The sequence below is a fragment of the Desulfovibrio sp. JC022 genome, assembly GCF_010470665.1.
In the GTDB taxonomy this organism is placed as follows: domain Bacteria; phylum Desulfobacterota; class Desulfovibrionia; order Desulfovibrionales; family Desulfovibrionaceae; genus Maridesulfovibrio.
The window spans coordinates 40,875-53,675 of the sequence record NZ_VOPZ01000007.1; the positions used below are offsets into that span (position 1 = coordinate 40,875).

Here is a 12,801-nt window from a genome sequence, read left to right on the forward strand (position 1 = left end):
TATTTACAGAGCCTTGCTGCTGATCATTTCCTTAATGCTGCTTTTGGAAACTGCACCAGTGGTCTGGTCTACAACTTCGCCATCCTTGAAAAGGATGAGGGTCGGGATAGCACGAATGCCGTACTTTCCGGGAGAAGCAGGGTTATCATCTACATTCATCTTGCAGATTTTCACCTGACCGGAGAATTCTTCAGCAAGCTCGTCAATCACAGGGCCCATTGCACGACAGGGTCCGCACCACGGAGCCCAGAAGTCAACCAGAACAGGCTTATCACTATTGAGAACTTCTTCTTGAAAATTGGAATCGGTTACCTGCAAAGCCATGATTTTCTCCTTGTTACAGTATTCAGGTTGCTGCGCCTAACCAAGGCGCATCAAATTTTCTTCTTCCTGATTTCACCCGTGAGGGTGATATTCAATTATCAAAATTTAATTCCCGTTGACTCAAGTGTCAAGATGAACAGACACAATAGGTTATCAACGTTCATAAAGATACTACCTACCCTTAAAGGCAAAGGCAACACCCACTTAGCGAAATTAAGCTTCGCAGATCCAATCCGAAGGAACTACCCTGCCACGGGGGATCGCTTCAAGGTCTAGATCATGCCTACACCCGGCACTGGCCATGAGATACCCGGCATAGGCAATCATGGCTCCATTATCGGTACAAAGATGCATGGACGGCAAAACAAGCGGAATGGAATATTTAGCGGCAACATCAGCCATCACGGACCGTACAACGGAATTTGCGGCTACCCCACCGGCTACGACCAATGACTTAACGCCCCTGTTCCGCTCAAGTGCCCTTGCAACCTTAACCTCAAGTTTCCGGCCAACTGTGTAATTGAATGAAGCCAGCATATTTTTACGCTGCTCTGAAATCACAGCGTCTTCGCTGCCTTCTTCCGGTACACCCATGGCGTCAAGGCGCAGCTCAGTATGCTGATTCACATAATTCGCCACTCTGGTTTTCAAACCGCTGAAACTGAAATCAAGATTATCGTTATTTATGTAGGGTACGGGAAAAAGCTTTTTATCCACGATGCCCTGCTTGCCCAGTTCATCAACCAGCCTGCCTCCCGGATAGGGAAGATTCAGAGATCTTGCAGTCTTATCAAAAGCCTCCCCGGCAGCATCATCAAGAGTTCTGCCGAGTAAAGTAAATTGTATAGGGCTTTCAATCAGATAAATATGGGTGTGCCCGCCGGAAACCAGCAATCCCAGTGAAGGAAATTGCAGTTCCTGCTCCAGTCCGGCCGCAGTAAGATGCGCCCAGAGATGGTTAACCCCGATAAGTTTCGCACGGCTGGAAAGCACCAGTCCCTTGGCAAAACTTAAGCCCATAAGCAAACAGCCCTGCAAGCCCGGACCTCTGGCTACGGAAACAACATCAATATCATCAACGGTCAGCTCTTGCTCCTTCAGCAATTCGCGCAGAAGCACGGGAAGAACGCGCAGATGTTCACGGGATGCGATTTCCGGCACAACACCGCCGAACACAGCATGCACATCGACCTGAGAAGCAAGTTTTTCAGCTATCAGTTTTCCATCACGCACAAGGGCAAGCCCTGTTTCATCACAGGAGCTTTCAATACCAAGACAGAGCATTATCCGTCATGCTCCTTGTAAATGGCACTGATAGTCTCAACCTCATGACGGGAACCGATAAACAAAGGAACACGTTGATGCAGGTCATCCGGGACAATATCAAGGATACGCTGAGTTCCGTCTGTGGCCCGGCCTCCGGCCTGCTCAATAAGCATAGCCATGGGCGAAGCTTCGCAAAGGAGCCGCAGTTTACCACGCGGTTTAGCAGGATCACGATGATCCGCCGGGTACATAAAAACCCCACCGTAAATAAGGTTACGGTGAAAATCGGCCACAAGAGAGCCTATGTAGCGTAAGCTGTACGGCTTACCGTGGATATTCTCTTTTGATTTGAAATGACCGATGACCTTCTTGGTAGCTTCGGACCAGAATGGCCAATACCCTTCGTTAACGGAATAAATTTTTCCGGTATCCGGGATCTTAATGCTCGGATGGGAAAGAAGAAATTCACCTACACCCGGATCAAGAGTAAAACCGTGAACACCGTCCCCGGTAGTAAAAACCAACATAGTGGAAGAGCCGTACAGAATATATCCGGCTGCCACTTGTTCATCTCCGGGCTGCAATACGTCCGTAGACTGCACTGGAGTACCAAGCTTACTTTTACGGCGAAAGATTGAAAAAATAGTTCCGATATTGACATTAACATCGATATTGGAAGAACCGTCCAGAGGATCGAAAATAATTATATAGTTCCCCTGCGGCAGGCCGTGGGGAATCTCGATGATATCAGCATTTTCTTCAGAAGCCATAGCGCAAAGTACGCCGGAGCGGGCCATGCGGTGGATCAGAATCCTGTTTGCATATTCGTCAAGCTTCTTTACTTCCTCACCCTGAACATTGACTTCACCTGTAAAGCCCAGAACATCTACGAGTCCGGCTTTGTTTACTTCCCTTGAAATAATCTTGGCCGAAAGGACAAGCTCATTAAAAAGATGGGTGAACTGCCCGGTAGCTCCGGGTATTTGTTTCTGGTGCAGTAACAGGTGCTCGGTAACAGTAATCTGCTGGGTCATTTATCCTCCTTAGGAATGTCCCTGCTGCGCGATTTTCAGAAAGAATTAAGCTTTAATACCAGATTTTTCGCATAAGACCTATAAAATTAAAAAAAGAGTATACCGTCGTCCTCTTCTTCCTTGGAAACGGCCTTGGTCAAATAAACAATCTGAGTGTCACCCACATAGCGTGCCAGCCAGACATATCCAACCCCGGCAACTGTGACTGTTCCCCTTACTTTGCTATCAAGGAGTTCATCCCAGTCGATCTTAAGAAGTGCTTCTTTATCCAGATCTTCAGCACCGGTCCAGACACCGCCTCCATCAGGCTGCATAATGACCAGTTTTTTAGGGTCCGGGCAAAAGTTCAATAGGATACGGGGATCAAAATGAACTACGACAAGCCCCTTGAATTCGGCATCCTTGAAAAAAGGAGTTGCCAGATACATTTCAGGACCGAATTCAGAATAACTGACAAATGATTTCAGATTGATCTCATTCCAGTCCCCTTCATACTCAATGAGCGGTCCGGGCTTAAACGGCTTGATTTCCGCTTCAGGCAGCTTCACAAGCACGCTCGCTTCATCATCAACAGTCAGAACACCGCTGATCCACGGAAAACGCATAAAAAGAAGCTTGAACCAGTTTTCATCGGGATGGGAATCCACCGTGGAAAGAATCTCGCAAAGAGAAAGAATCTTAGCGTCCACAGGTGTAAAAAGAAGAGCCAGTTTATTATCGTTGGGATTTTCAATCCCGCCGTGCTTGAGATTGATTTGAGGGTTGGGGTCAACAGTTTGCTGAGCATCATGCCAGACCTTACTGCCGTATTCGCAACCACCGGCGCACAGCAAAATCACCAAAAAAGCAAAAAGTGCGACAGGACGCACTGAATTTTTAAATTCCATATCTCATACCCGGACTCCGTGCATAGTAAGCACGAATCCTTCTGTATATTATTAAGTTATATCTTTAAATAAAGCCGAAAAACGGGATAATTCTTATCTGGAAGCCCTTGCTTCAAGCCTTTCGGCAAGGAGCTCAAGGGTACCCATCAATTTACTTTTGGCGTGTTTAAAATAAGGATCTTTACTTGCGTCATCACCAGCAATATCATCAACAGGTGTCTTACTGATGCGACTTGAAATATCGGCCATAAAGGACATCAATTCCTCTTTTTCCTCATCGGAAGCCTTACAAAGCAGTTCACGATATATTTCCAGAGCACCTTCAAGGTCCCCCTGTGAAGCCAGAACTTCCGCCATGGTCTTGGTCTTAAGACTGTCCATGACAATTGCACTGGTCAAGGCTTCAGGAGATTCACCATCGGAATCAACAAGAGCAGCGGCTTCGGATATCTCATCTACCAGCAACTCACTCTCTTCAGGGTCCGGACGGGTAAAGTCGCCGGGAGCCTCGTAACCTTCTTTGCAAACAGCAGAATCGGCCTTCTGAGGACGCTCTGCAACAGAGACTCCGGTAAGCTGCTTGATACCTTCAGCCATGACATCAGACCATGACATGGGCGAACCATGGAGCGCGGAAAAAAGAAAGGCCATGGCTCCGGCAATATCATCATTACCTTCAGAAACGGAAGCACCCCACATCTTCCAGAATGAGGGGTATGAAGAAAAAAGTCTGGTCAACGGAGCAACTGCCGCTTTTGCTTCAGAATCCCGGCCGAGCTTGGCAAGGGTTTCCACCAGCAGCAGACGGGCCTCAAGATAGTCGGGATGACGGTCAAGCCCCATCCTGAGAGTGGTTACAGCTTTTTCATGGCTACCCATTTCAACATAAAGGCGGGCCAGAGGGAAAAAAACTTTCGAGCTGGGCTCCAGTGCCAGAACTTCCTGATACCACTCAATCTTGCTTTGCATCTGCACCTGCTCCCTGAGTCTTTACTTTCCCTGATTTGGGGAAAAGATATAACACTTCATTTTCCTTCACGTAATTCATCCTGCTGCGGATGACCTTTTCCTGATACGCCTGATCAGTCTTCAACCGTCTGATTTCCCTGCTGAGTTCAAGTGTCCGGTTATCAGCAGCATCGATCTTCTGCTCAAGCTCCTGAACCTTATCATCCAGCTCTACGTAGCCGAAAAAACCCTGCTCACTAAGCCCAAGCCGTATAAGCAGCACAAGGTTGATAATAACCAGTAAACCCAACAAGACTCTACGTCGCAGCATTAACGAAGCTCCTACTGCAACCGGGTAAACATTTTTCTAGGCGACTCAACCTGACCAAGCGGAACTCTGAGTTCGAGCAAAAAGTTATCAGTGGCCGATTCAATCCGTTCAACTTCGGCTTCGCTCACCCTGATTTTTTCCATTTTACTCATAAACCCTTTAAGCACTTCAAGCTCTTCAATAAACCTGCTGTTCAAGTCAAGCTTTTCAAGCTCTTGCTCCATCTCAAGAATTGTTTCAAGACAATTATTGAGCCTTAGCACAAGGTTTTGTCGGTCATTGACGTTCATTGATAGTCCTGTCTGTGACGTTTTTCTAATAAAATTTTATTATTCGCTAGTTAACCAGACTTTATGCAAATTGTACATATAATTAGCTCCGGAAAACACAGTTAAGAAAAGAGCCGCGTAGAGAATCCACATTCCCAGCTGATGCATATCGATCCCGAAGTAGGGATAATGCAGGAGCAAGGGACCGAGTGCAAAACTCTGAGTAACGGTCTTGAGTTTTCCGAATTTGTCGGCAGCAAGCACCAGCCCCATATCCACGGCAATGGCGCGGAGTCCGGTAACAGCCAGTTCGCGACAGACAATAACCACAGTAATCCAACCGCTTACATACCCCATATGGGTCAGCATGATCAAGGTTGAACAGATGAGCAATTTATCAGCCAGCGGATCAAGAAATTTACCGAGATTGGTAACCTGATTGCTGCGGCGGGCAATGTACCCGTCAAAGAAGTCGGTCAGCGAGGCCAGAAAAAAAACAAAGGCTGCCAGAAACATGGTCAGCTTGCTCGGATAATAAAGCAGAACAACGATTAAAGGTACAGCAAGAATGCGTCCAAGAGTCAGGGAATTGGCAAGATTGAACATAAAGAGTCCCGGGTCGTGAAATTCATTTAGTCAGGGCAGCTGCCCTGAAGCCTGCAAGCCTTTGTGAAATGCAGGGAACCGAAAAAACGGCCCCCCGCATGAACTGCATGATTCTGTGCCGAGGAGGACTGTATGTCAACCCGGCAATCAGTTTACGCCTGAAAAAAGCGTCTTTTCTTAGGTATGAGTGCTGGAAGCAACCTCAAAACTGCTTTCAGCCGCTTCAGCGATCTCGTCAGCAACCTTACGGAAAGCAAGCTTGGCCGGGGAATCTTCTTCAAGAAGAACCACGGGCTTGCCAAGATCAGCAGCGACAACAGTAGTAGGATCAAGGGGAACAGCACCGAGGAAAGGCAAGCCATATTTTTCAGCAAGCTCTTCACCACCGCCCTTTTTGAAAAGGTCGATGTTCTCGTGGCAATGGGGGCAGACAAGTCCGCTCATGTTCTCGACCACGCCCATAATGTTGGCCTTTGCGTATTGCAGGAAGTTAATAGCCTTTCTTACGTCTGCAAGAGAGATTTCCTGCGGAGTGGTAACAACCACGGCAAGGGATTCGGGAATGGTTTTCAGCACGGTCATGGGCTCATCGCCGGTACCCGGAGGGGAGTCGACTACGAGAAAATCAAGTTCGCCCCACTGAACGTCGGAAATAAACTGCCTGATAGCGGAAGTTTTCATGGGACCACGCCAGAGAACGGCCTGATCCGGGTCTTTGAGCAGGGATTCCATGGAAACAACGTGCAGGTTGTCATTTACCTTTTTGGGAACCACGAGATTACCGCGCTCAACATCAAGCTGCCCGGTAATTCCAAGCAGATGGGGAACACTGGGGCCGTGGATGTCAACATCAAGAATACCGACCTTGAAACCTTTATCAGCAAGAGCTGCGGCAATGTTGACCGCCACAGAACTTTTACCGACGCCGCCTTTGCCGCTCATTACAAAAATTTTGTATTTGATCTTCTGCAAAGTTGAAGAAATCAACTCATTTTGCAGAGCCTGAGCAGCACTCGCTTTTTTGTCACCACCCTTCTGGGGAGCAGAAGAACAGGAACTACATGATGAACTCATATCCATGCCTTTGTTGTATATTAAAAATTCAGGGAAGCCTTCTCCCCTGTCAGCTTCAGCTGTCCTTGGCTGAAGATACCCATTCCAAGATAATCACTGCTGCGAATCCGGCAACCATCAGGAGCACGGCACTCGCAAATTCACCGTCATAAGCGGGAGGCAGAACATTGGCCTCGCTCAGGACATGAGTTTTACCCCGTATCACCACCGAATCAAGAACCTCTTTCCAAGGCCAGATTTTACGCATGGCTCCAGCCATGAATCCAGTCAGCAGGCTCACGGTCAATGCATGATGCTTTTCCAGCAGAAAATGCAACACACGGGAAAAAAGAGAGATACCGAGTGCACAGCCGCAAACAAAAGCCAACAGGATGGCTCCATTATCAAGAGTGGTTGGATTGCGGATAGCTCCGGTGATAAATTCATACTTACCCAGAAGCAGCAAAATAAACGCCCCGCTGATACCGGGCAGAATCATGGCGCAAATGGAAATTGATGCGCAGAGAAAAACAAACCAGAGTGTATCCGGGGTGGTGACGGGAATAAGTCCCACAAGAAAAAAACTGAACACCGCGCCCACGACACCAGAAATAACATTCTTAACAGAGAATTCCCCGACCCTTCTGCCGACAACCAGAATGGACGCGGCAATAAGTCCGAAGAAAAGGGACCAGACCTGTACCGGATGTGTTCCCAGCAGAACATGAATAATCTGGGCCATGGAGACCATAGCCATCACAATCCCGAACAGCAGGGGCAGCAAAAATTTTAAATGGGCTTCGGCAACAGCCCCGGTCAGATCAAACTTGAAAAGGCTTTTTATGAATTTTCCGTTAAAGGAACGGATTGAATCAATGAGATTATCATAGATTCCCGTGATAAAAGCCATGGTCCCGCCGGAAACACCGGGAATAATATCAGCCACCCCCATGCAGATACCTTTAAGTATAAGCACAAGGTAATCACGTAAGGATTCAGGCCCCGGACCTTTTTTCCAAGCTTGGATGAAATTCATTATGACCTACCAGCCCTGTTTACCAACCAGATCAACAAAGGCGCATCCGCCCATGTCGGTGGTTTCAATTTTTCCATCTGTTTTTGTAACCAGCATCAACCGCTGCACCCGTCTCTGTCCACCGACAGGGATAACCAGAATTCCGGGATCAGCCAGTTGATCTATGAGGTATTGAGGAATCTCAGGTCCACCAGCGGTGACAATTATACGGTCATAGGGAGCATTGTCAGGCCACCCCATAGTGCCGTCATCCAGTTTAACCTGAATATTGAAATATCTCAGGTCAAAAAGAAGCTTGCGCGCAGAAATGAAAAGTTTGCGTATCCTTTCCACAGTAAAAACATCCGCACCCATCTCTGCAAGTACCGCAGCCTGATAACCGGAACCGGTCCCGATCTCCAGCACCTTATGCCCCGGTTCGATTTTAAGCAATTCGGACATTACAGCTACAATATAGGGCTGGGAGATGGTCTGCCCTTCGCCGATGGGCAGGGCACTGTCAGAATATGCACGTGAAGCCAGGGCATCCTGCACAAACAGATGCCTTTGAACCTTACGCATGGCATCCAGAACATTATTATCAGCCACACCACGGGCTACAATCTGTTCGTCCACCATCTTCAATCTGGAACGCTTTGGGTCTATACGCACTTATCCCCCGTCAGGCATAGCCGATAACAGCAAGGCCTGAAAATTTATTTTTAACTATGAATTCCCGGACCGATAATAACATCCAGATTAATTCATTGTTTGCAGTTGAAAATCAGATTTTAGCGGTCAAGTCAACCAGAATGGCCCAAATTGATATTTAAAGCCGTTTTTTCCACATACATCTTGACACTAAAGCGACATAAAGAGAGATTATAGTAAGGACAAAAGGAGGACCACATGCTGAAAGTCGACGATCTCATGACAAAGGAACTGTTCACCCTTAGCGAATCTGATAATTTAAAAATGGCAAGGTCTCTAATGGACCTGCAACGTATCAGACATATCCCCATAGTAAACGACGACCGGGAATTCATCGGGCTTGTAACCCACCGTGATATCCTGCGTGCCACAATTTCTCAACTGGCGGACATTGACCCTGCCACGCAAGGCGAGATTGATTCCGGTATCCCTGTAGGGGAAATCATGCGGACCGACATCAAAACCATCACCGCCGAAACTTCCCTGAAAGAAGCTGCAACAATGCTTCTGAATCACAAATACGGTTGTTTCCCGGTAGTCAACAAAAAGAACGGACTGGTTGGAATCTTGACCGAAGCAGACTTCCTGAAGCTGACCATCAGCCTCATGGAAGCTCTTGAAAAAAACGACGATTAGACCGCAATCCTCCATATACTAAATAAAAAAAGAAGGAATTGAGATAATCTCAATTCCTTCTTTTTTTATATAAACTTTCGGTCCAACAAAAGATGCGAAAAGTACCCGGTGGCAAAAGCCACATAGTAAGGCAATAAAGTTGGAAAAGGCTGCCCGTACAAATAGTAGGGCAAAATCAACATAGGCATAGGCACCAACAACATAGCCCACCAGGTATGGGTCCAGCCACGATGAGCACTGATGCCGGGCAGCATGGCCAGCACCCCAAGATAAGCAGCCCATTTAAACCTCTCCAGATAAATCAGAGACAAAGCCAAAAGAAGCATGCCTGAATAAAAAATCCTCTTACCTTTTGAATCCGTATCAATATCCGGAAAAAGAGCTCCCAGCACGCAAAGTACGAACAATGAAATCACCTGCTCAGGATCGATGACGTACAGGCCGATATTCACCAGCCCCAGAAGAACCAAAGCTCCTGCAACAACGGAGCCACTAACATGAACCTTATATCCCGGCATATCATAACCACTTATTTTAAAAGAAATAAACTTAAAGCAAAACCTAAACTTTCTGTTTCTGCGTATATGGCATTACTACTTAGTTGTCCAACACCCAAATTGCCTTTACGAGCTGTAAACGAATCAGACTAAAACAATTTTCCCCTCTGCGCCGAAGACATAAAAAAAGAGTGCCTTTCCGCAAGGAAAGACACTCTTCGAGTGCATATTTGCAAATGCCTACATGGCGTCGCTGGCGTCAAGTTCCTCGATCTGTTTGTCGATTTCCTTTTGCAGCTTTGCGGGCAGGCCCATAATGTCAACATTCAGGAAGCCGCGCACGATGGTTGAGGTTGCTTCGTCCTCATCCATACCGCGGGCCATGAGATATTCAATCTCTTCCTGCGCAATTTTACCGACTGCGGCTTCATGGGAAAGCTCAACACCTTCCACGGTAGCTTCCAACTCAGGAACAGCGTGAATACGTCCGCCGCCGAGAATAAGTCCCTGACACTCGATATGTCCGCGTGCGGGAACATTGTTACCCTGAATATGGCCACGGGAAATAATGGTACCGCCAGTGGTGATAGTGCGGGAAATGGTTTCCGCTTTGGTGTTGGGTGCATTCTGAATGATCCGGGTTCCAGTATCGACATGGGAACCTTCAGGGGCAACCAAAACTGAATTGAAACGGGCAACAGAACCTTCACCGTTAAGGAAAATAGTCGGATATGACTTGAGATCCTTAACCCTTTTCATCAGCACGTAGTTGTTGATGAGTGTTCCGCCCTCTTCAACAACACCCATGGTGCTGGGACGGACAACAGTATTTTCACCCCAGTTATGAACCATGGTGAAAGTGAGTTTACCGCCCTTTTTAACGTAAAATTCGGACAGACCGAAATGTCCACCGGAAAACTTGTCGTGCGCAGCAGCACAACCGGTAATAATGTGCAGTTCGGAATCTTCCTCTACAACCACGATGTTGTGGATGTTCTGACCGGAATTCTCGGATTTGAGGAAGAGACAGGACTGGACGGGCTTTTCAATCTTGGCACCTTTCTTGGTACGTACAAAGTAACCGCCATGCAGATTATCTGCTGCGTTGCGGGTGAACTCGTCCTTGTCTTTATCAATGAGCTTGAAGTAGTAATCAGGCAGGCCGTCGTATTTATCAAGGGCCTTTTTGATATCCATGACTTCAACATCTTTATCATTAGTGCCGCAGTGTACGTTGGAGTGGTCAACCTGCATAAAGGTAGCACTGACGTCTGTAGCATCAACGTCAACACCGGCCATGATCAACTGCTCTTTTTCTTCAGCTTCAATTGAGGAAAGATCTTCAATTACTGCGTGTTCCAGACCATCAAATTTAAAATCGTTAAGATCAATTTTTTTCATGATATTTCTCCGTGGATTTACACTGCTAGTTCAGGCATTTCACGCATTCTTTGTATCCGTACTTACGGATATGCTCCAGAATATCGCGGGGTCTGGCTTCACAGCAGAGATGTCCGTTAAAAAGGACCTGTCCACGGTCAGCATTGATGTAATCCAGAATGTGTCCGGTATGGGTGATGATCAGTCCACAGGTATTTGTGCCCTTCTTCATCTTCTGCTCTTTCATGCTCAGATCAAGATTGGGCTTGATTTCACCATCAAGCAGGGTGCGGACCATTTTACCGATCAGGTGCATGTTTTCGAGGTCAACGCCGGATTCAGGCTCATCGAAAAGCAGCAGGCCGGGATTCTGGGCCATGAGCTGAAGCAGCTCCGAACGCTTGATTTCACCACCGGAAAAACCGGAGTTGATATCGCGGTCAAGAAAGTTGGTCATATTAACGCGCTGGGCCAGCATCTCTACATCCACATTGGAACCGTTACCGCACATCTTTACCAGATGACGTGTTTTCAGACCGTGGATGGTCGGGGGACGCTGAAAAGACATGCCTATGCCGAGACGGGCACGTTCATAAATGGGGGCGTAGGTGATATCTTCACCTTTAAAAGTAATCTTGCCCTGGGTAATCTCATAGTTACTGAAGCCCATAAGGGTCATGAGCAGGGAGGTCTTACCGGAACCGTTGGGCCCGAAAAGGATGAAAGTCTCCCCTTCTTTTATATGCAGGTTGAGGCCTTTGATGACCTCCTTGTCGCCGATACTGACGTGCAAATCTTCTATTTTAAGCATTGAAATTCCTCACTTTATAAGCGAAAAGCCAAAAATGGAGTTATTTAGTCGAATTAAGTACGCTTTGAAGAGCTAATAAAATTCACTTTTCAAGTCCAGAATAAATAATGATTAATTTCACAATATCCAGATTTAATGCCCAAACGCACGTTATGAAAAATGGTGACGACTCTGAAAAAGTCAAGGTACAAAATAGAAAAACTCAAATTTCCTGAATAGAAAGATTTACTTCGCGCCGGATAATGACTAATTTGATAGCTCATTTTTTCAGGAGAAATTTTTATGGCTAAGAAAAAAATGAGTTCCCTGTCAGACCTCAAGGGGCTCAAATTCAAAGAAGACAAGAAAGAAGAACATGTACCCAAGGCGGTCCGAAAGGCTCTTGAAGCTGTTAAGAAGAAGCCCGCCCCCATAGAGCCGGAAGAAAAGGAAATTGAAGTGGACGATGATCAGGCATTCATGGATGCCATGAACGGAGTTAAGCGCATGGATCGCTCTACCGTTGCCCCCCAGAAACCGAAGCCGACCCCGCCCCCTAAAATATCGGAAGATGAGGAAGGCAAGGAATACCTGAGCAGCCTTGTGTCCGGTAAAATAGAATTTGAACTGGAATATTCCGATGAATTCATGTTCGGCTATGTACGCGGAACCGATTCCAAGGTATTTCAAAAGCTCAAGGCCGGAGCCTTCAGTTATGAATCGCACATTGACCTGCACGGTATGAATTCCGAACAGGCTTTTGACAACCTGCTCTTTTTCATTCGCGAATCTTTTTTACAGGGCAACCGTTGTGTGCTGGCTGTGACCGGACGCGGTAAGAACTCACCGGGTGGACATTCCGTACTCAAGCGGGAAATTCAGGACTGGCTGACCCGCGATCCCTTCCGCCGCGTGGTGCTGGCTTTTTGTACTGCCCAGCCCAAAGACGGCGGCGCCGGAGCTTTATACATCCTGCTGCGCAAGCAGAAGAAAGTGCAAGGCAAGGTCAAATGGGATAAAGGCATTAATTGGGGAAAAGAATTTTAAGAATTGG

Annotated in this window: 16 protein-coding genes; 2 read left to right on the forward strand and 14 right to left on the reverse strand. The window is 47.0% G+C overall.

What is annotated here, in order from left to right; translation table 11 throughout:
* Nucleotides 1-3: 3 nt before the first annotated feature.
* The 11 genes from trxA to FMS18_RS12160 form a co-directional block, all read right to left on the reverse strand.
* Complete coding sequence (gene trxA / locus FMS18_RS12110) at nt 4-324, reverse strand: thioredoxin (RefSeq protein ID WP_136672129.1); 321 nt, start codon at nt 322-324, stop codon at nt 4-6.
* A 213-nt stretch (nt 325-537) separates the two neighbouring features.
* Nucleotides 538-1,608: a tRNA (adenosine(37)-N6)-threonylcarbamoyltransferase complex transferase subunit TsaD gene (gene tsaD / locus FMS18_RS12115; RefSeq protein ID WP_163294887.1), complete on the reverse strand. Its 1,071-nt coding sequence runs from the start codon at nt 1,606-1,608 to the stop codon at nt 538-540.
* Nucleotides 1,608-2,624 (reverse strand): class 1 fructose-bisphosphatase, encoded by a 1,017-nt coding sequence (gene fbp, locus FMS18_RS12120; RefSeq protein WP_163294889.1) that lies wholly within the window; start codon nt 2,622-2,624, stop codon nt 1,608-1,610. The genes tsaD and fbp overlap by 1 nt, the downstream gene beginning before the upstream one ends.
* Nucleotides 2,625-2,710: 86 nt before the next feature.
* Nucleotides 2,711-3,511: a hypothetical protein gene (locus FMS18_RS12125; protein ID WP_163294891.1), complete on the reverse strand. Its 801-nt coding sequence runs from the start codon at nt 3,509-3,511 to the stop codon at nt 2,711-2,713.
* A gap of 93 nt (nt 3,512-3,604) precedes the next feature.
* Complete coding sequence (locus tag FMS18_RS12130) at nt 3,605-4,480, reverse strand: tetratricopeptide repeat protein (protein ID WP_163294893.1); 876 nt, start codon at nt 4,478-4,480, stop codon at nt 3,605-3,607.
* Nucleotides 4,464-4,790 carry a septum formation initiator family protein gene (locus FMS18_RS12135; RefSeq protein ID WP_163294895.1) on the reverse strand — a complete coding sequence of 109 codons (327 nt, stop codon included), beginning with the start codon at nt 4,788-4,790 and terminating at the stop codon, nt 4,464-4,466. The genes FMS18_RS12130 and FMS18_RS12135 overlap by 17 nt, the downstream gene beginning before the upstream one ends.
* A gap of 11 nt (nt 4,791-4,801) precedes the next feature.
* Nucleotides 4,802-5,080 (reverse strand): hypothetical protein, encoded by a 279-nt coding sequence (locus FMS18_RS12140; protein ID WP_163294897.1) that lies wholly within the window; start codon nt 5,078-5,080, stop codon nt 4,802-4,804.
* Between the two features lie 39 nt (nt 5,081-5,119).
* Nucleotides 5,120-5,665 carry a CDP-diacylglycerol--glycerol-3-phosphate 3-phosphatidyltransferase gene (gene pgsA / locus FMS18_RS12145; protein ID WP_163294899.1) on the reverse strand — a complete coding sequence of 182 codons (546 nt, stop codon included), beginning with the start codon at nt 5,663-5,665 and terminating at the stop codon, nt 5,120-5,122.
* Between the two features lie 177 nt (nt 5,666-5,842).
* Nucleotides 5,843-6,739 carry an Mrp/NBP35 family ATP-binding protein gene (locus tag FMS18_RS12150; protein WP_163294901.1) on the reverse strand — a complete coding sequence of 299 codons (897 nt, stop codon included), beginning with the start codon at nt 6,737-6,739 and terminating at the stop codon, nt 5,843-5,845.
* A 55-nt stretch (nt 6,740-6,794) separates the two neighbouring features.
* A complete protein-coding gene (locus tag FMS18_RS12155; protein ID WP_163294903.1) occupies nt 6,795-7,754 on the reverse strand; it encodes a DUF368 domain-containing protein in 960 nt (319 codons plus the stop codon).
* A 6-nt stretch (nt 7,755-7,760) separates the two neighbouring features.
* A complete protein-coding gene (locus FMS18_RS12160) occupies nt 7,761-8,405 on the reverse strand; it encodes a protein-L-isoaspartate(D-aspartate) O-methyltransferase (RefSeq protein ID WP_163294905.1) in 645 nt (214 codons plus the stop codon).
* Nucleotides 8,406-8,642: 237 nt separating this feature from the next.
* Here FMS18_RS12160 and FMS18_RS12165 point away from each other — a divergent pair, with 237 nt between their 5' ends.
* Nucleotides 8,643-9,080 carry a CBS domain-containing protein gene (locus FMS18_RS12165; RefSeq protein WP_163294907.1) on the forward strand — a complete coding sequence of 146 codons (438 nt, stop codon included), beginning with the start codon at nt 8,643-8,645 and terminating at the stop codon, nt 9,078-9,080.
* Nucleotides 9,081-9,145: 65 nt separating this feature from the next.
* On the opposite strand, the gene FMS18_RS12170 is transcribed toward FMS18_RS12165, so the two are convergent.
* The 3 genes from FMS18_RS12170 to FMS18_RS12180 form a co-directional block, all read right to left on the reverse strand.
* Nucleotides 9,146-9,598, reverse strand: coding sequence for a metal-dependent hydrolase (locus FMS18_RS12170; protein WP_163294909.1), 453 nt, complete (start codon nt 9,596-9,598; stop codon nt 9,146-9,148).
* 219 nt (nt 9,599-9,817) lie between these two features.
* Nucleotides 9,818-10,978: a SufD family Fe-S cluster assembly protein gene (locus FMS18_RS12175; protein WP_163294911.1), complete on the reverse strand. Its 1,161-nt coding sequence runs from the start codon at nt 10,976-10,978 to the stop codon at nt 9,818-9,820.
* Nucleotides 10,979-11,003: 25 nt separating this feature from the next.
* The gene (locus tag FMS18_RS12180) at nt 11,004-11,768 is read right to left on the reverse strand and encodes an ABC transporter ATP-binding protein (RefSeq protein ID WP_163294913.1); all 765 of its coding nucleotides are present in this window, start codon (nt 11,766-11,768) and stop codon (nt 11,004-11,006) included.
* A 282-nt stretch (nt 11,769-12,050) separates the two neighbouring features.
* Between FMS18_RS12180 and FMS18_RS12185 the strand changes: the two genes are divergently transcribed.
* Complete coding sequence (locus FMS18_RS12185) at nt 12,051-12,794, forward strand: Smr/MutS family protein (RefSeq protein WP_163294915.1); 744 nt, start codon at nt 12,051-12,053, stop codon at nt 12,792-12,794.
* Nucleotides 12,795-12,801: the final 7 nt, after the last annotated feature.